19 protein-coding genes and 1 tRNA gene are annotated in these 21594 nt (G+C 69.8%); 17 read left to right on the top strand and 3 right to left on the bottom strand.

Translation table 11 applies throughout. The features are described 5' to 3' along the window. Positions 1-50 precede the first annotated feature (50 nt). From E3O62_RS04995 to E3O62_RS05015, 5 genes are all read left to right on the top strand, one after another. On the top strand, positions 51-527 hold the full coding sequence (locus E3O62_RS04995) for a septum formation initiator family protein (RefSeq protein WP_134343481.1): 477 nt from the start codon (positions 51-53) through the stop codon (positions 525-527). Then, the gene (locus E3O62_RS05000) at positions 524-1045 is read left to right on the top strand and encodes a DUF501 domain-containing protein (protein WP_134397747.1); all 522 of its coding nucleotides are present in this window, start codon (positions 524-526) and stop codon (positions 1043-1045) included. Before E3O62_RS04995 ends, E3O62_RS05000 begins: the two co-directional genes overlap by 4 nt. Further along, the gene (locus E3O62_RS05005) at positions 1042-2322 is read left to right on the top strand and encodes a S8 family serine peptidase (protein ID WP_370448885.1); all 1281 of its coding nucleotides are present in this window, start codon (positions 1042-1044) and stop codon (positions 2320-2322) included. The genes E3O62_RS05000 and E3O62_RS05005 overlap by 4 nt, the downstream gene beginning before the upstream one ends. Before the next feature lie 38 nt (positions 2323-2360). Beyond that, positions 2361-3893 (top strand): NAD(P)/FAD-dependent oxidoreductase, encoded by a 1533-nt coding sequence (locus tag E3O62_RS05010; RefSeq protein WP_134393815.1) that lies wholly within the window; start codon positions 2361-2363, stop codon positions 3891-3893. A gap of 78 nt (positions 3894-3971) precedes the next feature. Next, positions 3972-4047, top strand: a tRNA-Leu gene (locus E3O62_RS05015). Between the two features lie 387 nt (positions 4048-4434). On the opposite strand, the gene E3O62_RS05020 is transcribed toward E3O62_RS05015, so the two are convergent. After that, positions 4435-5361, bottom strand: a complete 927-nt coding sequence (locus E3O62_RS05020; protein ID WP_134393814.1) for a Ppx/GppA phosphatase family protein — start codon at positions 5359-5361, stop codon at positions 4435-4437. 119 nt (positions 5362-5480) lie between these two features. Here E3O62_RS05020 and E3O62_RS16515 point away from each other — a divergent pair, with 119 nt between their 5' ends. Then, a complete protein-coding gene (locus E3O62_RS16515; RefSeq protein WP_166786419.1) occupies positions 5481-5645 on the top strand; it encodes a hypothetical protein in 165 nt (54 codons plus the stop codon). Positions 5646-5714: 69 nt separating this feature from the next. On the opposite strand, the gene E3O62_RS05025 is transcribed toward E3O62_RS16515, so the two are convergent. Beyond that, on the bottom strand, positions 5715-7886 hold the full coding sequence (locus E3O62_RS05025) for a hypothetical protein (RefSeq protein WP_166786420.1): 2172 nt from the start codon (positions 7884-7886) through the stop codon (positions 5715-5717). A gap of 219 nt (positions 7887-8105) precedes the next feature. Between E3O62_RS05025 and E3O62_RS05030 the strand changes: the two genes are divergently transcribed. The 5 genes from E3O62_RS05030 to E3O62_RS05050 all read left to right on the top strand — a co-directional run bounded on the left by E3O62_RS05030 (position 8106) and on the right by E3O62_RS05050 (position 13722). After that, positions 8106-9338 carry an alanine racemase gene (locus tag E3O62_RS05030; RefSeq protein WP_134397749.1) on the top strand — a complete coding sequence of 411 codons (1233 nt, stop codon included), beginning with the start codon at positions 8106-8108 and terminating at the stop codon, positions 9336-9338. Next, a complete protein-coding gene (locus tag E3O62_RS05035) occupies positions 9335-10648 on the top strand; it encodes a D-arabinono-1,4-lactone oxidase (protein WP_134397750.1) in 1314 nt (437 codons plus the stop codon). Before E3O62_RS05030 ends, E3O62_RS05035 begins: the two co-directional genes overlap by 4 nt. Further along, on the top strand, positions 10645-12102 hold the full coding sequence (locus E3O62_RS05040) for a glycoside hydrolase family 1 protein (protein ID WP_134397751.1): 1458 nt from the start codon (positions 10645-10647) through the stop codon (positions 12100-12102). The genes E3O62_RS05035 and E3O62_RS05040 overlap by 4 nt, the downstream gene beginning before the upstream one ends. A 153-nt stretch (positions 12103-12255) precedes the next feature. Continuing rightward, the gene (locus E3O62_RS05045) at positions 12256-12822 is read left to right on the top strand and encodes a LemA family protein (RefSeq protein WP_134397752.1); all 567 of its coding nucleotides are present in this window, start codon (positions 12256-12258) and stop codon (positions 12820-12822) included. A 12-nt stretch (positions 12823-12834) separates the two neighbouring features. After that, complete coding sequence (locus tag E3O62_RS05050; protein WP_104170837.1) at positions 12835-13722, top strand: M48 family metallopeptidase; 888 nt, start codon at positions 12835-12837, stop codon at positions 13720-13722. A 16-nt stretch (positions 13723-13738) separates the two neighbouring features. On the opposite strand, the gene E3O62_RS05055 is transcribed toward E3O62_RS05050, so the two are convergent. After that, positions 13739-14938, bottom strand: coding sequence for a winged helix-turn-helix domain-containing protein (locus E3O62_RS05055; protein ID WP_134397753.1), 1200 nt, complete (start codon positions 14936-14938; stop codon positions 13739-13741). Positions 14939-15098: 160 nt separating this feature from the next. Between E3O62_RS05055 and E3O62_RS05060 the strand changes: the two genes are divergently transcribed. The 6 genes from E3O62_RS05060 (at position 15099) to ilvA (ending at position 21579) form a co-directional block, all read left to right on the top strand. Continuing rightward, positions 15099-16229, top strand: a complete 1131-nt coding sequence (locus E3O62_RS05060) for an ABC transporter substrate-binding protein (protein ID WP_134397754.1) — start codon at positions 15099-15101, stop codon at positions 16227-16229. After that, a complete protein-coding gene (locus tag E3O62_RS05065) occupies positions 16219-17079 on the top strand; it encodes an ABC transporter permease subunit (protein ID WP_134397799.1) in 861 nt (286 codons plus the stop codon). The genes E3O62_RS05060 and E3O62_RS05065 overlap by 11 nt, the downstream gene beginning before the upstream one ends. Beyond that, positions 17076-17903 (top strand): ABC transporter permease, encoded by an 828-nt coding sequence (locus E3O62_RS05070; protein WP_134397798.1) that lies wholly within the window; start codon positions 17076-17078, stop codon positions 17901-17903. The genes E3O62_RS05065 and E3O62_RS05070 overlap by 4 nt, the downstream gene beginning before the upstream one ends. Further along, a complete protein-coding gene (locus E3O62_RS05075; protein WP_134397755.1) occupies positions 17900-19000 on the top strand; it encodes an ABC transporter ATP-binding protein in 1101 nt (366 codons plus the stop codon). The genes E3O62_RS05070 and E3O62_RS05075 overlap by 4 nt, the downstream gene beginning before the upstream one ends. Positions 19001-19082: 82 nt before the next feature. Further along, the gene (locus E3O62_RS05080; RefSeq protein WP_134393861.1) at positions 19083-20351 is read left to right on the top strand and encodes an AI-2E family transporter; all 1269 of its coding nucleotides are present in this window, start codon (positions 19083-19085) and stop codon (positions 20349-20351) included. Next, positions 20344-21579 (top strand): threonine ammonia-lyase, encoded by a 1236-nt coding sequence (gene ilvA / locus E3O62_RS05085; protein WP_134393805.1) that lies wholly within the window; start codon positions 20344-20346, stop codon positions 21577-21579. Before E3O62_RS05080 ends, ilvA begins: the two co-directional genes overlap by 8 nt. Positions 21580-21594: the final 15 nt, after the last annotated feature.

Raw genomic sequence — 21594 nt, forward strand, 5'->3', positions numbered from 1 at the left:
GGGTTCCAGTGCGGGACAACCGCGACCAGCGATTCACGAAGGGAGTTGCCGTGGCCAGGAAACGCGCCGAAGAACAGCCCGTCGCGCTGCCCCCGACCGAGACCGCGGCCGCGCGCTGGCTGCGCGGCCTGCGCCTGTCCGGGTTTTCTCTGGTGATGATGGGCCTCCTGATCATGGCCGTGATCGTCCTTGCGCCCGGCATCCGCACCTACGCCGACCAGCGCCAGCAGATCGAATCGCTCACGGCGGCGGTCGAGGCCCAGCAGGGCGCCGTGGAAGAGTTGAAGAGCGAGCGAGAACGCTGGAACGACCGCACCTACGTCACCACGCAGGCCAGGGACCGACTGTCCTATGTGCTTCCCGGCGACGTGAGCTTCCTCGTGATCAACGATCTGGCCCTGCCCGTCGCGGGTGACGCGGCCGCACCGGTCGCCACCCCCACCATCCAAACCACCAACGTCGATTGGCTCTCCTCCATGTTCGCCTCCGTAATGACGGCCGGTTTGGCTCCCGAGGCCGCGAAATGACCCGGCCTCCCTTCGATTCGGTCACCGAGGACGACATCACTATCGTCTCGGCTCAGCTGGGACGCCCGGCCCGCAACGTCGTGGGCATCGCCGCGCGCTGCGTTTGCGGCGCCCCGACTGTGGTGGCGACGGCGCCGCGCCTTGCCGACGGCACCCCCTTCCCCACGTTGTATTACCTGACGCACCCCGCGGCGACCGCCGCGCTGTCGTTCCTTGAGGCCACCCAGGTGATGAACGAGTACAACCAGTTGCTGGCCGACGACGAGCAGGTGCGTGCCCGCTACCGGCGTGCGCATGAGGGTTTCCTCGCCGACCGGGAGATCCTGGGCACGGTTCCGGAAATCGTCGGCATCTCCTCCGGCGGCATGCCCGAACGCGTGAAATGCCTGCACGCGCTGGCCGCGCACTCTCTGGCCGCAGGTCCCGGAGTGAACCCGATCGGTGATCTGGCCCTCGCCCGGGCAGCCTGGACGCCCGCCGTCTGCGAGTGCCTCGACTACACCACGGCCGACGAGTGACCCGCTCCGCCTGGCGTCGGATCGGCGCGGGCGTCGCCCTGGGCCTGACCATGGCGCTGGGCGGGGCTTTCGTTGCACCGACCGCGCCGGCCTTCGCGGAGAACACGCAGGTGCGTGACCTTGAGTACTGGCTCAACGACTACGGATTCACCCAGGCCTGGAATACGACCCGTGGTGCGGGTGTGACGGTGGCCGTCATCGACACGGGTGTCGCCGGCGTCGCCGACCTCACCGGTGCGGTCGTCGGCGGAACGGATGTCTCCGGGCTCGGCTCCGCCAACGGGCAGACGCCCGTCGGAGAAGGCAGCGAGCACGGAACTCTGGTGGCATCCCTGCTGGCCGGCCGCGGCACGGGTGAGGGGTCCGGCGTGCTGGGAGTGGCTCCCGAGGCGTCGATCCTGGCCGTCTCGGTGGCCTTCGGCACCAGCGACGCCACACTCAGCAACGACGACCAGATCGCCGAGGGCATCCGCTGGGCCGTCGACAACGGCGCGGACGTCATCAATATGTCCCTCACCCGCAACACCTTGGACTGGCCGCCGAGCTGGGACGACGCCTTCCTCTACGCGTTCGAGAACGACGTCGTGGTCGTGGCCGCCGCCGGGAACCGAGGCAGCGGCACCACCGAGGTCGGAGCCCCGGCCACCATCCCTGGGGTGCTGACGGTCGCCGGTGTCGACCGCAGCAAGGGCGCCAGCTTCGACGCGTCCTCGCAGGGCATCACGATCTCGGTGGCCGCGCCCAGCGAGCAACTCGTGGGCGTCGTTCCGGGCGGCGGCTACGTGCAGTGGAACGGCACCAGCGCGGCCGCGCCCATCGTGTCGGGCCTGGTCGCCCTGGTGCGCGCCGCCTATCCCCGTCTCGATGCTGCGGAGGTGATGAACCGGGTCATCGAAACTGCCGACCCGAACGGGCGGGTCGTGCCCAGCCCGATCTACGGCAACGGTCTGATCGATGCCGCGGCGGCGGTCACTGCGGTCGTGCCGGAATCCACGAGCCCGGAACCGGCCGCCCTGCTGGAGGAGTGGATCCGGGTACACCGGCGGGCGGACACCGAGGTCGAGCCCACGCCGCAGACCGCCACGCAGGTGCCGGTCGCGCCGAAGGAAGACCCGGCGTTGCCTGCCCCCAGCGTCGTCGCGGCATGGTTGCCCAGCCCGCTCACGCTGAGGTATGTCACAGTGCCGCTCTTCGTCCTGGTCGGGTTTGGTACTCTGGTAACGCTGCTCGGCACCGGGGCCACTCGGCACATCAAGCGAATCCGGTCAAAACGGTAAGTTTTCGTGCAGCCAAATCATGTAGGAGGACTTTCATAGTGCCCAAAATTCTTATTGTCGGTGGCGGCTACGCCGGGTTCTACACCGCGTGGAAGCTGGAGAAATGGCTTCGCGCCGGCGAGGCCGAGGTCACCATGGTCGACCCTCTGCCGTATATGACCTACCAGCCGTTCCTGCCGGAGGTCGCAGCCGGATCTATCGAGGGGCGCCACGCCGCAGTCGCGCACCGTCGTCACCTCAAGAAGACCAACGTCGTGACGGCCAAGGTCACCCACATCGACCACGCCACGAAAACCGCGACCATCACCCCGCCCAGTGGCGAGCCCTACGAATTCGTCTATGACGTCGTCGCGGTGACAGCCGGCGCCGTGTCGCGCACGTTCCCGATCCCCGGCGTCGCGGACCAGGCCATCGGTCTGAAGACCATTGAGGAAGCCGTCGCCATCCGTGACCGCGTGCTCACCAACTTCGACAAGGCTGCCCAACTTCCGGCCGGCCCCGAGCGCGACCGCCTGCTCACCTTCGTCGTCATCGGCGGGGGCTTCGCCGGCATCGAGGTGTTCGCAGAGCTGCGTTCCTTCGCGTCATCGCTGCTGAAGTCCTACCCGCAGATCGGGTTCGACGACACCCATTTCCACCTGATCGAGGCGATGGGGCGCATCATGCCCGAGGTCTCGCTGCCGACCAGCCTCTGGGTCATCAAGCACCTCGACGAACGCGGCGCGCAAATCCACCTGAACACGCAGCTGACCAGCTCGGTCGACGGCAAGGTCGAACTGTCCACCGGCGAGAGCTTCGAGACCGATCTGATTGTCTGGACAGCCGGAGTCATGGCTAACCCGGCCATCGTGCGCCACACCGACCTGCCGATCGAAGATCGTGGACGCCTGCAGGTGCGCCCCGACCTGCGCGTCGGAACCGAAGACGAGATCATCGCCGACGCTTGGGGCGCCGGCGATATCACCGCCGTCCCCGACCTGAGCGGCGGGGGCGTGGGCGGCTTCTGCGTGCCCAACGCTCAGCACGCGGTGCGCCAGGGCAAGCTCCTCGCGAAGAACATCGTCGCGGTGCTGCGCGGCGAGACTCCCAAGGAATACCTGCACAAGAACCTGGGTGCCGTCGCCGGCCTCGGCATCGGTTCCGGTGTCTTCCAGTCCGGCAAGATCGCCATCACGGGTCTGCCGGCCTGGTTTGCCCACCGCGGCTACCACGGCCTGGCCATGCCCAGCTGGGAGCGCAAGCTGCGCATCGTCTGGGGCTGGATGAACAACTTCTTCCTCGGTCGCGACATCGTCTCGCTGGCCGCGGTGCAGCATCCGCGGGCCACGTTCGTGGAGTTTGCCTCGCGGCCCAAGCCGGTCGTGGATTCTGCCGCTCCGGCCAAGGCTCCGGTGACCGTCGCCGCATCGGCCAAGGCAGCGGCCACCGTAGCCGCGCCCGGCACGGGTCCCGCCGCCAAGGCAACGGCGCGCGCACCCCGGGCCCCGCGAAAGACCGCGGCCGACAAGGCTGCGGAAGTCGCTTCGGCAGGGACGACCGAGAAGGCCGCGGCGACCGCACCCGTCAAGTAACAGCGTCTGCGGGCGTCACCGGGAGAAACCGAAGACGCCCGCAGCCCCTACGCTTGAGGCGTTCGGTTCACCGGGCGCGCCCCCGTAGCCCAATGGCAGAGGCAGACGACTTAAAATCGTCACAGTCTGGGTTCGACCCCCAGCGGGGGCACCACACGGTACGTCACAGCGTCACAGCCCGACGCCCGCCGTCCGGGCGGCAGCATCCGAGCCTCGTCGTTCGACCTGTGCGGCAGCCTGTCCGGCCCGGTTCGTGGCGCTACCCTCTGCGAGTGAAACGGCCGATTCCTCCTGCCACGTGCCATTCCCCGACGTAGGAACGGTGTCAGGGGCATTCTGCACGCAACGTGGGACATCAGCCGCTTCTTCTTCTGGAAGTGATCACCACGGCGAAGGCGCCGCGCCGACCAGAGCGCTCCCTCGGCGCCACCCGGTTGGAGCTCAGACGGCCGAGTGCGGAACCAATTCGACGGAGATCTTGGCCTCGGAGCCCGTTTCGCGCCATTCTCGGCAGAATCTCCGTCGAATGGGTCAGGGGCAGCTACTCCAGGTGGTCCAGATACCTCAGGATGATGCCCTCGCGGAGCGCCCACGGCGACACTTCCAGCTCGGTCACCCCGAACGCGGCCATCGCCGCGTGGAGCACGATGCCACCGGCCACGATCTGGAAGGTGCGGTCGGCGGTGATGCCGGGCAGCGCCGGGCGCGCCTCAGCCGGGATCCGAGCCAGCCGGGGGACCCAGTCGCTCAGCTGCGAGCGGCTCAGCTGCATCCGCTCGCCCGACCCGAAACCGTCCGTGGTGGAGCCGGCCAGTTTCGCCAGGGAGCGGATGGTCTTGGACGAACCGACGACGTGGTGCGGCGCCGGGAGCCCCTCGAACGCCACCAGGGCTTCCGCGAGCACGGCGGCGGCGTGCTCGCGGAGGGCGGAGACCTGCGCGGGCAGCGGCGGGTCGTTGTGCAGGAAGCCGATGGTGGAACGGCCGGCACCCAGCGGCAGCGACAGCGCGACCGCGGGCACCTCGTTCGCTCCGGCGGCGATCTCCAGGGAGCCGCCCCCGATGTCGAAGAGCAGGATGTCCCTGGCGGACCAGCCGTACCAGCGCCGCACGGCCAGGAACGTCAGTCGGGCCTCGTCCTCGCCGGACAGGACCTGCAGGGCGACCCCGGTTTCCCGTTCGACCCGGGCGAGCAGTTCGGGCCCGTTCACGGCCTCACGCAGTGCGGAGGTGGCGAACGGCAGGAGGTCGTCGACGTGGTGGTGGCGGGCCACCTCGGCCGCGTTCCGCACCGACTCGAGCACGGCGGTGCACCCCTCGTCGGTGATGGCGCCCTCGGGGGTGAGGTAGCGCATCAGGCGCAGCACGGCCTTGTCGGAGGCCATCGGCACCGGTTGGGCGCCTGCGTGCGCGTCGACGACCAGCAGGTGGACGGTGTTCGAACCGACATCAAGGACTCCGAGGCGCACGCTCTCGACGATAGCGTGCGCCGCGGACGCGCCGTGACGCTGTGACGCTGTGGCGGCTCGTCGTCAGGGTGCCGTCGACCAGGGTGGACGTCACGGCGAGCAGGCGGGCGTGCCTCTAAATGCTCCAGACCGTGAAGAATGCGCCGACGGTCAGCGCCGAGACGCCGAACAGCAGCGCCACCATGAGCAGCAGGCAGCCACACATCTACCCGAAGCTCGGGGTGTCCTCACGCACGGCGGCCGTCGCGGCCGGCCGGCAGGCCGGCCTGATCCGTCGGGCCTGACCGGCCGTGCGACCTCTCGGCGGGCCTGATCCCGCGCCCTCTCGGCGGAATCATCGAGGTGGCCGAGGCTCAGACTCGGGCGGGCGTGACGAACCGCTGCCAGACCCAGGCCCCGATGCTGACGGCGGCGAACAGAGTGCCTGCCACCCACCACAGGCTGAGGCTGCCACCTTCGTGCCAGAGTTCCACCGCCGGGGACAGCACTCCGAACATGATCGTGAAGGCGAGCACGGTCAGGCACGCCCAGATCGGCGGTGACCAGGCGAGGATGCTCCGTCCGCTGGTGCGTCCGATCGGGATCAGCACCAGCGCTGCCGAACCGATCGCGGCCAGCACCACACTGTTGATGATCTCGGCCGCCAGCGCGCTGAGGAAGCCGTCCGCGGCCGGCAGCAGGCCCAGCGTCAGCCAGCCGACCACGGCCAGCCCGATCAGGCTGCCGGCCCGAATGGCGGCGAGTGGGCCGCGCCTCGGCGTCAGCACCTCGGGGGCCACGGTGACGCTGCCGAGCAGCCCGAAGACGAGCGCCGGGTGAACGTCGAAAGCCCGGGAGGCCAACGCGGTCAGGGCGACCAGTAGCAGGTAACGGGGCAGGAAGGTCACGGACGCCTTCGTCCGCCACACGCGGGAGCTCCACCAGAGCGGAACGAGCGCTCCGACCGCGTTGACGATGAGGAGGGCCAGCGCCACGGCGAGGAGCAGCCGCAGGTAGGCTGGCTGGCTGGTGACCGGTCCGGATAGCATGACGAGGGTGGCCGCGGCCAGCACGGCGGCGCCGGCCACCAGCCACCGGTTCAGAGGTAGTTCGGGAACGGTCTCGAATTCCTCGCGGGTCCGGTTGCGGCCCGCGATCGGCATGCTCTGCCAGAGCGGGCGGCCGTCCGTGGCCCGGAACACGGTCCCGGCGAGGAGGCGCGCGGGGATGCATAACAGCAGGAGGGCGCCGAGCGCCAGCAACACCGCCTGGAACCAGGAGAGGTCGGGGGTCGACCACGGTGGCAGCACGGCCGTGGCGAACCGGGTGGGGTCGTTCCAGCCGCCCGGCAGCGGTGTGGCCAGGGCCACGGCCGGACGGTCCGCCTGCGGTGCCGGCGAGGCCGGGGCTGCAGGGCCGGGCGGGGCTTCCGCCGGTGCGGACTCCTCGGCCGGCGGTGGGGCGGCGGGGGCGTCGGCGGACGGGGCGGTCGCCTCGGGGCCGGTCGAGCCGGAGGGGGCAGGGGTGGGGACGCCGTAGCGCACGTCCACCCCGGGGCTGCCCGGGGAGAGGTTGCCGGCCAGGTCGAGTTGCACCGCGATCACCCGGAAGGTACCGGCAGCGACTCCGCCCGCCGAGCAACTCCACGACCCGGATGCCACGACGGCGCTGCAGACCGAATATGACCCGGCGAAGACGGTCACGGTCGCACCCTCTTCACCGGTTCCCGTGTACCCGGCGTCGGTGAGCGGCAGCTGGGCGCCGCTCACCGGCGTGGTCAGCGTGGGCGGCGCCGGACGGTCGAGGTCGAAGACGAGGTCGACCGGTGCGCTCGAATTGGACCATGAGGGATTGCTGTAGCTCGTCTGCTGGCTGGCCGAGACCTCGGCCTGCCCGCCGGCGAGGCCGTCGGCGAACGTGCACGACCAGTTGCCGGAGGCGTCGGCGGTGGCCGTGCAGCGCGGGCCGTCGCTCACCGTGACGACGACGGAGGCCCCCGGATAGCCGGTGCCGCGCACCGTGCCGTTGGTCAGGCTCCCACCGGTGGGACCGCCCGTCACCCGGGGGGCGGACAACACGGCTATCGTGTGCTCGTCGGTCAGGTCGGCGGCTCCGGTGACGACGACGCGAAGCGGCACGGATGGCCCGCTCGGCAGGGAAACCGCGGCGCAACTCCACTGGCCGGCTCCGTCGACCACGGCGAAGCAGAGCGGGTCCTGACCGTCGACGGGGGAGAGCAACTGGATCTCCCGGCCGGCTTCGCCCGTGCCGGAGACGGTGGTGGTTCCGCTGCCCACGAAACTGCCCGGCGGTGGGCCGACGATGGCCGGCGCGTTCGCCGGCGCCGCCATGCCGTCCCGCTCGCTTGTGGGAGTCGGCGTGGGAGTCGGCGTGGCTGCGGCAGCCGGTTCGGCGAACGCCGCGCCCGGTACGCCGAGGAGAAGCAGGCCGACCAGGGCGACGAACAGAGGCAGGGGGCCGGGCATCCACCGTCGACGACGACGCCCGGGCGTTCCGCCCGAACCGGCCATACGTGTCCCGAACATGATTCCCCCTGTGACCATTTCACGGGCCAGCGCCGCGAAAGTCAACGTGCGACACCCAATTAGACGGCGACGACACCCATTCGTGATCGGCGGGGGCCATAGGGCATACTGGCGCTGGAACATCCGTGCTGCTGCTTCCCCGCGCAAGAGCACGGGGCGGCTGTGGCTGGGCTACCGCGCCGGGTCTCCTCGGTCCCGGCTACTGAAGGCGGTGCGCTGATGCTCGACCTCTCCCACCGTCCCACGGGCCGGCCGTGGCAGACGCCGGGGCTGTTCTGGCCTGAGCTCACGGCCGCGACGGCGCACCTGGACGCCCCCGTCGCCGCCCTGCACCTGGGTGCCCTGCGCCACAACGCGCACGACCTGCTGGACCGCGCGGCCGGCACCTCCCTCCGGGTCGCGTCGAAGTCGATTCGGGTGCGCGGCGTGCTTGAGGCCATCCTGGCCATGCCCGGCTATCGGGGTGTGCTGGCCTACACCCTGGCGGAGGCGCTCTGGCTGGCTGAGACGGTGACGGATGTCGTCGTCGGCTACCCCACGGCCGACCGGTCCGCGATCCGCACGTTGGGCCGCTCGCCCGTGCTGGCCGGGGCGGTCACCCTGATGGTCGACTCGATCGCGCACCTCGACTTCATCGATGCCGTGCTTCCGCCCGGCAGACGGACCCCGATCCGGGTCTGCCTTGAACTCGACGCGGCCTGGGACGCCCCCGTGCTCGGCCACCTGGGCGTCTGGCGTTCACCCGTGCACACCCCCGGCGAGGCCCGCCGGCTCGCTGAGGACATCGTCGCCCGCCCCGGCTTCGTTCTCGTCGGCGTGATGTCCTATGAGGCGCAGGTGGCGGGGATCGGCGACGGGTCGGCCGGGAAACCGATCCGGGGCCTGGTCACCCGCTGGGTGCGGCGCCGGTCCATTGGCGAGCTCAGGGAGCGGCGCAGCGCGGCCGTCGCCGCGGTGCGGGAGGTCGCGCCCCTCGAGTTCGTGAACGGGGGCGGAACCGGCTCGGTCGAGAGCACGCGCGCCGACGCATCCGTCACCGACATTGCCGTCGGCAGCGGCTTCTTCGGCGGCCACCTCTTCGACAATTTCGCGAGCTTCCGGCCCGCGCCTGCGGCCGCGGTCGCCCTCACGGTGGTGCGGAAGCCCCGCCCCGCCACGGCCGTGCTGCTCGGCGGCGGCTGGATCGCGTCCGGCGTGCCCGGGGCCGACCGGCTGCCCCGCGTGGTCTGGCCGGAGGGCCTCGGCCTGGTGCCGCGGGAGATGGCCGGTGAGGTGCAGACCCCGCTCACCGGTGTGGGTGCGGCCCGGCTCCGCGTCGGTGACCGCGTCTGGGCGCGGCACACCAAGTCGGGGGAGTTGAGCGAGCACGTGAACGAGTTCGCGCTGGTCGAGAATGGAAAGGTGGTCGACATCCTGCCGACCTACCGGGGTGAGGGGAAGGCCTTTCTGTGAGTGCGAGCGGAGCGGTGTGGCGCAACTGGGCCCGGAACCAGGCGGTGACTCCGGTGCGCGTGGAGCGGCCGTCGAGCGTCGCCGCCGTGCAGCGCGCCGTGGTGGCGGCCGGGGCGGTGGGCCTTCGGGTCAAGGCCGTGGGCTCCGGGCACAGCTTCTCGGGCATCGCGCTCGCGCCCGGGGTGCAGCTTGACCTGTTTGACCTCGCCGGGCTGATCGGTGTGGACACCGTGGCCGGGCAGGTCACTCTGGCGGCGGGCACCCGACTGTTCGAACTGCCCCGGCTGCTGCGGCCGTACGGTCTGGCCCTGCCGAACCTGGGCGACGTGGACCGGCAGACGATTTCCGGCGCCACGTCCACCGGGACGCACGGCACGGGCGGCCGGTACGGCGGTCTGGCCACCCAGATCGTGGCGCTGACCCTGGTGGTCGGTGACGGCAGCCTGCTGCGCGTGAGCGCCACGGAGAACCCGGAGCTGCTGCCCGCGACCCGGCTCGGTCTCGGTGCGCTCGGAATCGTGGTGGACGTGACCCTGCAGTGCGTGCCCGCGTTCCTGCTGCACGCGGTGGAGGCGGCCGAGCCGCTCGCGGAGGTCCTGGAGCACTACCTCGACCGGACCGACCACAGCGATCACTACGAGTTCTTCTGGTTCCCGCACACCGAGACCGCCCTGACCAAGACCAACACCCGGCTGCCCCTGGAGTCCGGCCGGTCGCCGCTCGGCAAGGTCGCCCGCTTCGTCGACGACGAACTGCTCGCGAACGGGGTCTACCGTGGCATTTGCGCCCTGGGCGCCATGGCGCCGGCGACAGTCCCCGGATTCAACCGACTCGCCGCCCGCCTGACCGGCAGACGCGAATTCACGGATGTCTCGCACCACGTGTTCCTGACGAACCGCACGGTGCGTTTTCAAGAAATGGAATATGCCGTGCCGCGCGCCCGGGTACCGGCCGCGCTGCGGGAGGTGCGGGCGCTGATCGAGGCGCGGGGTTGGCGCATCTCGTTCCCGATCGAGGTGCGCTCGGCCGCCGCCGACGACGTCTGGCTGTCCACCGCCGCGGGCCGGGAGACCGGCTACATCGCCGTGCACCGGTACTATCGGGAGGACCCGGCGGCGTATTTCCAGGCGGTCGAGGCCATCATGCGCGCGCACGGCGGGCGTCCGCACTGGGGCAAGATGCACGACCAGGACGCGGCGTCCCTCCGCACCGACTATCCGCACTTCGACGACTTCCTTTCGGTGCGTGACAGGCTTGACCCGGAGCGCCGCTTCAGCAACAGCTATCTGGAAAGAGTTTTGGGTCGATGAGCAACAGCAACACCCCCGCCGCCCGCGCCTGGGAACACCGGGCGGGGGAACTGGGCGACCGGCTGCCCGACGGCTTCACCCTGGGCGTGGCAACCTCCGCGTTCCAAATCGAGGGTGGCGCCCGGGACGGCGGTCGCGGGGAGTCGAGCTGGGACCCGTTCACGGCCACCGCCGGGCGCATCCGTGACGGCTCCAACGCATCCGTTTCGACCGATCACTTCAATCGGCTCGACGAGGACGTCACGCTGCTCCGCGAACTGGGCGTCGACGTCTATCGGTTCTCCCTGGCCTGGTCCCGGCTGCAGCCCGATGGCCGCGGCTCGCTCAGCCGGGCCGGCCTGGCCTTCTACGACCGGCTGCTCGACGGGCTCCTGGTCGCGGGGATCAGCCCGATGGCGACCCTGTTCCACTGGGACACCCCGGTGCGGTTGCGCGGCGGCTGGCTGAACCGAGACACCGCGATGCGGTTCGGCGACTACGCCCACCAGGTCGGCGAGGTGTTCGGGGACCGGATCGACTCCTGGCTGACCCTGAACGACCCCGCGACGGTGACCCTCAACGGCTACGCCCTCGGAACGGATGCCCCGGGGGAGGCCCGGCTCTTCGGTGCCCTGCCGGCGGCGCACCACCAGCTGCTTGCTCACGGACTCGCCGTGCAGGGGCTGCGCGCCGCCGATGTGCGCGGCCGGATCGGGATTTCCAACGTGCACTCGCCCGTGCAAGCCGCCAGCGGCCGCGAAGCCGACGAGGTCGCCGCCGCGCTCTTCGACGTGCTGCACAATCGCGTCTACGCCGACGCGGTGCTGCTCGGCCGCTACCCGGAACCGCCGGAGCCCTACCAGGTGCCGATGCGGATGCTGCTGGAAACCGACCCGGACGACCTGCGCACCATCCACCAGCCGCTCGACTTCTACGGGCTGGGTTACTCCCAGCCGAGCCGGATCAAGGCCGGCGCCGCTGCCCCGAAGACCCCGAACGGGCCTCCGCCCAGCGGGCCGGCGGAGAAGCCCGTGGCCTTTCCCTTCCACGTCACCCCGTTTCGCGAGTTCCCCGTGACCAACGCCGGCACGGCCATCGCGCCCGAATACCTCGGTGTGGCCCTCGGCGAACTGCGCGACCGCTACGCGGAGAACCTGCCGCCCGTCTGCATCACGGCCGGGGGAGCGAGCTTCCCCGACGCCGCCGACACGTGGGGTGCCGTGCACGATCCGGCCCGGATCGACTACCTGGCCGAGCACATCACGGCGGCGCTCGCCGCGGTGGCCCCCGGCGGGATCGCCGACGGGGTCACCCTGCAGGGCTACCTGGTCTGGTCCCTGCTGGACAGCTTCGAATGGACGGCCGGCTACACCCAACGGTTCGGCCTCGTGCACGTCGACTTCCGGAGCGGCACCCGCACCCGCACCCCCAAGTCCTCCTACCGCTGGCTGCAGACGGTGCTTTCCACCCGCTGACGGTCGCGTGGGGCCGGTCATCGCCGCGTTTCTTGGAGTGTGTCGGGAAGCGCATGTGAGCCCCAGGGCCCGCGGTTATGATGGTGCGTGCGTCGTAAAAAACGCCGCCGCGGCCTGCTTGCCCGCCCCGCCTCACCTCAAGGAGAAGCTGCCATGGAATGGCTCATCCCGGTCCTCATCGTTGTTGCACTCGTCGTCATCATTGGGATTTACCTCTGGGCCACGTACAACTCCCTCGTCACCCTCAAAGTGCGCGTGGACGAGGCATGGAGTGATATCACCGTTCAGATGAAGCGCCGGGCCGACCTGATCCCGAACCTGATCGAGACGGTCAAGGGCTACGCGGCACACGAGCGGGCCGTTTTCGAGAACGTCACGAAGGCACGGGCCGAGTCGCTCAACGCGCAGGGTCCGTCCGAGGCCGCCGCCGCCGAGAACCACATGCAGACCGCGCTGCGCAGCATCTTCGCCGTAGCGGAGGCGTACCCGCAGCTGCAGGCCAGCCAGAACTACCTGCAGTTGCAGGGCGAGCTCGTCGACACGGAGGACAAAATCCAGGCCTCACGCCGGTTCTTCAACGGCGGCGTTCGGGAATTGAACACGAAGATCCAGGTCTTCCCCAACAACCTCATCGCCCGCAACCTCGGGTTCACCCAGCGAGACTTTTTCGAAGTGTCCGACTCCGCCGCCATCGCGGAGCCGCCTCGCGTTCAGTTCTAGCGGACGGCTGCCATGTACAGCGCTATTGCGCGCAACAAGCGCAACACCGTCTTCATCATCATCCTGTTCATCGCCATCATCGCGGGTCTCGGCTGGCTCGCCAACGCGGTCTACAGCACGCCCGGTGACTACAGCATCCTGATTTTCACGGTCGTCTTCGCCACGGGGTACGCCGTGGTGCAGTACTTCGTGGCCGGTCGCCAGGCGATCGCGATGAGCGGCGGCATCCGCATCACCAGTCAATCGGAGAATCCGAGGCTCTGGAACATCGTCGAGAACCTCTCAATCACCACCGGCACGCCGATGCCCGCGATCTATGTCATCAACGACCCGGCGCCGAACGCCTTCGCCACCGGGCGCGACCCGGAACACGCGATTGTCGCGGCCACCACCGGCCTGCTGGAGATCATGACCGACTCCGAGCTCGAGGGCGTCATGGCGCACGAGCTCGGCCACGTGCGCAACTACGACATCCGCCTGTCAATGGTCGTGTTCGGCCTCGTCGTCGCCGTCGGGTTCATCTCGGACATCTTCCTTCGAATGGCGTTCTTTGGCCGGAACAGCAAAAACAATGGCAGCCCCGTCATCATGGTGGTCGGTCTCGTCGCCATGCTCGTGGCGCCCCTGATCGCCACGATCGTGCAGCTTGCGGTGTCGAGGCAGCGCGAATACCTAGCGGATGCGACGGCCGCCCTGACCACGCGGCATCCGGACGCCCTGGCCAGCGCACTCGGCAAGCTCGAGGCCTTCGGGCGCCCGATGAAGAAGCAGAATACCTCGATGGCCCACCTCTGGATCGCCGACCCGCTCAAGCCCGGCGTGATGGACAAGCTCTTCGCCACGCACCCGCCGATCGCCGAGCGCGTCGAGCGCCTGCACACGATGGGCCGCAAGTTCTGACCATCCTCGACGGCCGCTAACGCAGCTCGGCGGCCAACGCCTCGGCGAGGTTGCCGCGCGATTCTACCTCGATCTGCGGCAGGCCCTGCCAGGCGGCGGCCTCCTTGAGAACGGCTGCGAGGCGTCCGGCCGTGTCCGATGGCGCGCCGGGCTCCGCCCAGGCCGCGCGCACCCGCAGCACCTGCGCCTGCCGGTCGTTCTTCAGGTCGACCCGGCCCACGATCGTGTCGCCGAGCAGCACGGGCAGGCAGTAGTAACCGAACACCCGCTTCGGTTCGGGCGTGTAGATCTCGATCCGGTAGTGGAATCCGAACAGGCGCAACGCGCGCGCCCGTTCCCAGACGACCGGGTCGAACGGCGACAGCAGGGCCGCGGCATCCACCCGGCGGGGGAGCCGCGCGTCGCGGTGCAGCCAGGCGCCCCCCGGTGCGCCGCCCGCACCCCAGCCCGGCACCTCGACCGGGATGAGCTCGCCGGCATCCTCGAGGTCGTGGATGGCCGCCAGGGTCGCCGGGCCGCGCAACCGGAAGTAGTCGGCGAAGTCCTTCCCCGTACCGATTCCGTGCGCCCGCGCCGAGCGACTCACCAGCTCGCGGTGCGCGTCGTCCCGGCCGACCGTTCGCTCCCGCAACTCCCGCGGGAACACCTGCTCCGGCAGCCCGTAGACCCGTTCGAACCGTTCCCGGCCCGAGATCGCCACGTCGCCCCAGCGGAACAGGGTCTCCAACCCGGTCTTCACGTCCGACCAGCCCCACCACGGGCCGCTGCGGCGGTTCGCGTCGTGCTCGATGGCGCTCGCGCGCAGGGGACCGTTGGCGGCAAGCTCGGCGAGCAGCCAGTCGAGCATCGGCCGGTTGCCCTGCGCCCACGCCTCGGTTGCCGACCGGGTCCGGAATTCGCGCATCCGCCAGCCGAAGAGCGGCCAGGCGTCGCGCGGCAGGAACGACGCCTCGTGCGCCCAGTACTCGGTGAACCGGGATTCGCGGCCCGAGGTCAGTCGGTCCAGCTGCGCCTTGTCGTAGGCGCCGAGTCGGCTGAACGCCGGCATATAGTGGCTGCGCTCGAACACGTTCACGGAGTCGATCTGCAGCAGCCCGAGCCGGTTCACCAGGGCATCCAGCTGACGGATGCCCGGCGTCACTGTCGGCGGGCGGCCGAAGCCCTGCGCGCCGAGCGCGATCCGGCGGGCAAGGGCTGGGGAGATCGTCTGCACCACTCTCCGACCCTAGTGGCACGCTTCAGACGGCATTCACCCGATGTTCAGCGGCGCACCCCCTCACGGTCGACGGCCGCTCCTAACCTCGCCTTGACCGGCTACCCGGCTCCACACGTCCGCGTTTTCGCGCGGCGGCCGCCACGGGTCCGATGGAGGAATCTTGTTCACCACGCGCATCCTGGCCGCGGCCGCGGCCACCGCCCTCGCCCTGAGCCTGTCCGCCTGCTCCGGTGCCGCGGATGCCGGTTCCGGACCCACGGGGGTCGATGCCGCCTCCGCGACCAGCCTCTCCGCCTTCGGCGACCTGGCCGCCCTCGAGGACGCGGCCCGGGCCGAAGGCGCTCTGAACGTGATCGCCCTGCCGCGGGACTGGGCCAACTACGGCGCCGTGCTTGACGCATTTTCCGAGAAGTACCCGGAAATCACCATCACCGAGGCCTCGCCGGACGCGTCCAGCGCCGAGGAGATCCTGGCCGCGGACAACCTCGCCGGGCAGGACACCGCCCCCGACGTGTTCGACCTGGGCCTCGCGGTGGCGCTGTCCAGCACCGATCGCTTCGCGCCCTACCAGGTGGCGGCCTGGGACGAAATCCCGGATGCGCTCAAGGAGGCCTCCGGGCTGTACACGGGCGACTACGGCGGTTACCTGGCGGTCGGCTACGACCCCGACGCCGTTCCCGCGCCGACCGAGCTGCGTGACCTGCTCGGCGCCGAGTACACGGGCAAGGTCGCGATCAACGGCGACCCGACACAGGCCGGGGCTGCGTTCGCCGCCGTCGGGCTGGCCACCGTGCAGAGCGGGAGCGAGGTGGGCGACTTCCAGGCCGGCATCGACTTCTTCGACGAGCTCAACCAGGCCGGCAACTTCGTCAAGATCGACCCGACGTCGGCGACCATCGCGTCGGGTGAGACCCCGGTGGTCTTCGACTGGGACTACCTCAACGTGGGCTACGGAACCAGTCTGGCCGGCGAGCGCAACTGGGAGGTCGTCGTCTTCCCGGGAACCGGTTATGCCGGCTACTACAACCAGGCCGTGAACAAGGATGCCCCGAACCCGGCCGCAGCCAGGCTCTGGCAGGAATTTCTCTACAGCGACGAGGGCCAGAACCTCTGGCTCGCCGGCGGCGCCCGCCCCGTTCGCGCCGAGGCGATGGCCGCGGCCGGCACCATCGACGCCGCGCTCTTCGCCGCACTCCCGGCGGCCCCGGCCGAGACGGTCGTCCCCTCCGAGGCGGAGAGCGCCGCGGGAGCCGCGCTCCTCGGCGCGAAGTGGGCCGCAGCTGTCCGGTAGCCGGCGCGGCACGGCGGCAGCCTTCGGGCTGCTGCCGTTCGCGGCATATGTGGTGCTCTTCCTGCTTGTTCCTACCCTGATCGCCGTCGGAAGCGGCTTCGTCGACGAGTCCGGGGTGTTCACGCTCGAGACTGTGGCCGCGCTGGGCACCCCGGTCGTGAGAGACGCCTTCGCCGCGTCATTCGGACTGTCGGCACTCACCGCCGTTGTGGGTGCGGTCGTCGGTGCCCTTGCCTGCTACGGCTTGCTCGGCGCGCGCGCGAACGGCCCCCTCCGCGCCGTCGTGGACTCCCTCAGCGGCGTGCTCGCCCAGTTCGGCGGCGTCATGCTGGCCTTCGCGTTCGTGGCGACCATCGGCATCCAGGGTCTGGTCACCGTGATCCTGCGCGACACCTTCGGTGTCGACATCTTCGCCGACGGGGTATGGCTCTACGAACTCCCCGGCCTCGTGCTGCCCTACATCTACTTTCAAGTTCCCCTGATGATCATCACCTTCCTGCCCGCCCTGCAGGCGCTCAACCCGCACTGGGCCGAGGCCAACGCAACCCTCGGCGGCAACCGGGCCACCTACTGGTTTCGGATCGCGTTCCCGGTGCTGGCGCCCTCGTTTCTCGGCAGCCTGCTGCTGCTCTTCGCCAACGCGTTCTCCTCCTATGCGACCGCCGCCGCGCTCACCAGCCAGGGATCGCAGATCGTTCCGCTGCAGATCCGCTCGGCCCTGACCAGTGAAACCTTGCTCGGCCGGGAGAATCTCGCCGGGGCGTTGGCGCTCGGCATGATCCTGGTGATGTTCGTCGTCATGTCCGGCTACTCGGCCTTGCAGGCACGGGCGGCGCGGTGGCAGCGATGAAGGCGGTGGCGCACACCCCCACCCGGCTGGCGCGCGGCCTCATCCTCGGCAGCATCGGCCTCCTCTTCGCCATCCCCATCGTCGCCATGGTCGAGTTCACCCTGCGCCGCGGCCTCGCCGGCGGCCACGACCTCTCCCGTTGGACGGCCCTGTTCCAGGGTGGCTTCGCCGGCCCGTACCGTTCGGTGCTCGTCGCGCTCGGGAACTCGGTCGGGCTGGCCGTGGGCACCGTTTCGATCGTTCTCCTGCTGCTGGTGCCGACCCTGCTGCTGGTGCACCTGCGGTTTCCCCGCCTGCGCCGCGTGATGGAGTTCGTCTGCATTCTGCCCATCAGCATCCCGGCCATCGTCCTTGTGGTCGGCCTGGCCCCGGTGTACTCGGTGCTCGGCCGCCTGCTGGGCAGCGGTGTGTGGACCCTCGCCTTCGCCTACGGCATCACGGTGCTCCCGTTCGCCTACCGGGCCATCCAGACGAACCTCGACGGCGTCGACGTGCGCACGCTCAGTGAGGCGGCCCGCACGCTCGGCGCGGGCTGGGTGAGCGTGCTCGTGCGGGTACTGATTCCGAACCTGCGCCGCGGCATCCTCGCCGGCGCGTTCATCTCGGTCGCAGTCGTGCTCGGCGAATTCACGATCGCCTCCCTGCTCAACCGCATCACCCTGCAGACAGCGCTCGTTGTCGTGAGCAAGGCTGACCCCTACACGGCCGTCATCCTGTCTCTGCTCGCACTCACCTTCGCATTCCTGCTCTTGCTCGTCATCGGGCGTCTCGGCACGGTTCGCACCGGCAGTCGGCGACGGCCCACCACCGGAGGTCAGCTATGAACCAGAACCAGCTTCGGACCCAGAATGAGAACCGGGACCGTCCGGCGGCGAACGCCCCGGCGGGTGCCTCGGTGCGCTTCGCGGGCGTGGTGAAGGACTTCACCGGCCATCGTGCCCTGGATGGCTTCGATCTCACCCTGCACGCGGGCGAGTTCGTCGCCCTGCTCGGCCCGAGCGGCAGCGGCAAGACCACCGCGCTGCGGGTATTGGCCGGGCTCGAATCCACGGATGCCGGAAGCATCCTGATCGACGGAGCCGACGTGTCGACACTGCCGACGAGCCGGCGCGACCTGGGCATGGTGTTCCAGTCCTACTCGCTGTTCCCGCACCTCAGCGCGGGTGAGAACGTCGAGTTCGGCCTGCGCATGCGGAAGGTCCGTGGCGAGGAACGGCGCGCCCGCGCGGCCGTGGCCCTCGCCCTGGTCGGGCTCGACGCCCACTACGACCGCTTCGCGCACCAGCTCTCCGGCGGTCAGCAGCAACGCGTGGCGCTGGCGCGCGCCCTCGTCACCGAGCCTCGGGTGCTCCTGCTCGACGAGCCATTGTCGGCCCTTGACGCCCAGGTTCGGGTGGTGCTGCGCGAGGAGATCCGGCGCATCCAGACCGAACTGGGCATCACGACCCTGTTCGTCACGCACGACCAGGACGAGGCGCTCGCCGTGGCCGACCGCGTCGCCGTGATGCGGGCGGGTTCCATCGAGCAGGTCGGAGCACCGGAAGAGCTCTATACCCGGCCGGCCTCGTCATTCATCGCCGACTTCGTGGGGCTCAGCAATCGACTGGTCGGCGTGGTGCGCCACGGGTTCGCGCGGGTTCACGGTGCCTCTCTGCCGCTGCTCGACCCCTCGCAGGCGGATGGCGCTGTGTCCGTCTCCGTGCGGCCGGAAGACCTCGAATTCGGCGCTGCGGGGGCACCGGGGGTCGTGCTCTCGTCGAGCTTCCACGGCTCGCTCCGGCGCACGAGGGTGCGCCTGGACGACGGAGCGTCGCTCGTCGTGCAGCACGGCGCGCGGCTGCATCCGTCGGCCGGGGACCGGGTCCTGGTGCGGTTCACGGGCGCGCCCGTCTCGGTCGACCCGCTCCCGTCTCGGGCATAGTGACCGGTCCGGGGCCTGAGGCGGCGAGCACCTTTGGCCCATACCGGAGACGGCACGTGTGATTGCCTAGACTGAGTCCGTGATGGAAACCGACGGAAAACCCGCCCGCAGCGGCTTCTTCGGCGTGTTCGGCCGCCGCCGCACCGTACCCCCGCTCCTGGTCGAGCTCCCGCCCTCGCACGGCTACGGGGTCGACGAGAACCTGCCGGCCGGCATTCGACTCGCCGCCGCCTGGTCCTGGCGCCTGCTCGCGCTCGCCGGCGCACTTGCTGTCTTCATCTTCATCGTCATCCAGCTCCGGTTGATCGTCATCCCGCTGCTCGTGGCCGTGCTGGTGTCGGCACTGCTCGTGCCCTTCGTCGGATTCCTGGTGCGACATCGATTTCCCAAGGCTCTCGCGGTCGTGATCGCTCTGATCAATACCTTCGCGATCCTCGGCGGACTGGTCACGTTGGCCGTGACGCAGATCGCCATCGGCACGGTCGGCCTGAACGACAGGCTCGCCGCCTCCTACGACAGCCTCAAGGCCGTTCTCCTGGCGTCGCCGCTGCAGCTGACCGAACCGGAGCTCAACGCGTTCCTCGGCCAGGCCTGGGACGCCATTCAGGCGGACAGCCAGGTTTTCGTTTCCGGGGCGCTCTCCGTGGGGTCCTCGCTCGGCCACCTGGTGACGGGTTTCCTTCTGGCGCTGTTCAGCCTGCTGTTCATCCTGATCGATGGCAAGGGCATCTGGTCCTGGATCGTGCGCCTGTTCCCCCAGGGCGCGCGCGCGGCCATCGACGGCGCGGGGGTGGCCGGCTGGACCACGCTGGGGAACTTCGCCAGGGTGCAGATCCTGGTGGCGTCCATCGACGCGATCGGCATCGGGGTCGGGGCCGCACTGCTGGGGGTTCCGCTCGCCATCCCGATCGGCGTGCTCGTTTTTCTCGGCTCGTTCATCCCCATCGTCGGCGCCGTGGCCACGGGCGCCGTGGCGGTCGTGATCGCCCTGATTTTCAACGACTGGGTGGTGGCCTTGCTGATGCTCGGCGTTGTGCTGCTGGTGCAGCAGGTCGAGGGTCACGTGCTCCAGCCCCTGATCATGGGTACGGCGGTCAAGGTGCATCCACTGGGTGTCGTGCTCGTGGTGGCGGCCGGCGCCCTGCTCGCGGGCATCGCCGGCGCCCTCTTCGCCGTGCCGATCGCTGCCGTGCTCAACGTCATGATCAGTTACATCAACAGCGGGGCGTGGCGATCCGAGCAGGTCGCCTCGGCACCCGTCTTCGCCTCCACGTTGTGGCAGACCGTCCCGCAACGCCCCGGTTTCCGCCGACCGGCATACCGCCTCGAGAAAAGTGCCTCCCATGACTAATGTCTCGCTCGTCGGACCGACCCTGGCCGATTTCGAGTCCGCCCGGGATGTCGTTGGTCGGGTCGCCGCCGTCACCCCGATGGAAACGTCCCGCTACCTCTCGAAGCTCCTCGGCGCGCCGGTCCTCCTCAAGTGCGAGAACCTGCAGCGCACCGGGTCATACAAGATCCGCGGTGCGTACAACCGGATGTCCAAGCTCACCAACGAAGAGAAGACCCGCGGTGTCGTGGCCGCCTCGGCCGGCAACCACGCCCAGGGCGTCGCCTTCGCGGCGCGGGAGCTCGGCATCCAGGCCACGATCTTCATGCCCGTGGGCGTCGCCCTGCCCAAGCTGCAGGCAACCCGCGACTACGGCGCGCACGTCATCCTGCGCGGCAATACGGTGGCCGAGCCGCTGCTCGCGGCCGCGGAGTGGGCCGCCGAGACCGGCGCCATCCTGATCCCCCCGTTCGACCACGCGGATGTCGTCACCGGCCAGGGCACCGTGGGTCTGGAGATCCTCGATCAGGTTCCCGACCTCGCCACCGTGATCGTTCCGATCGGTGGCGGCGGCCTCATCTCCGGTGTCGCCAGCGTGCTCAAGCAGCGCGCGCGCCGGGACGGCCGCCAGATCCGGGTGATCGGGGTGCAGGCCGCCAACGCGGCCGCCTACCCCCCGTCCCTCGAGGCCGGCCGGGTGCTGGAGATCCAGATCATGCCGACCATCGCCGACGGCATCGCGGTGGCCAAACCGGGCATGCTCAATTTTGAGATCGTGCGCGATGCCGTCGATGAGGTCGTCACCGTCACCGAGGACGACACGGCTCGTGCCCTCCTGGTGCTGCTCGAGCGCGCCAAGCTCGTGGTCGAGCCGGCCGGCGCGGTCGCCGTGGCGGCGATCCTCGCGGGCAAGGTCACCGCGACCGGCCCAACGGTCGCGATCCTCAGCGGGGGAAATATCGACCCGCTGCTGATGCAGCGCGTGATCAGCCATGGTCTCTCGGCATCCGGCCGCTATCTCACGTTGCGCATCATGCTGCCCGACCGTCCCGGGCAGCTGGCCCGCATCTCGGAGCTGCTCGCCGAGGCGCACGCCAACGTGATCGAGGTTCTGCACACGCGGCACGGTGTGGGGCTTCAGATCAGCGAGGTCGAACTCAACGTCAGCGTCGAGACTCGCGGGCCCGATCACCGCCAGCTCGTCGTGGATGTGTTGCGTGCGGCCGGATACGACCCGCAGATCGACTAGCGGGCGAGCGTCGAC

It is taken from the genome of Cryobacterium sp. TMT2-15-1 (genome assembly GCF_004402345.1).
GTDB classification, from domain to species: domain Bacteria; phylum Actinomycetota; class Actinomycetes; order Actinomycetales; family Microbacteriaceae; genus Cryobacterium; species Cryobacterium sandaracinum.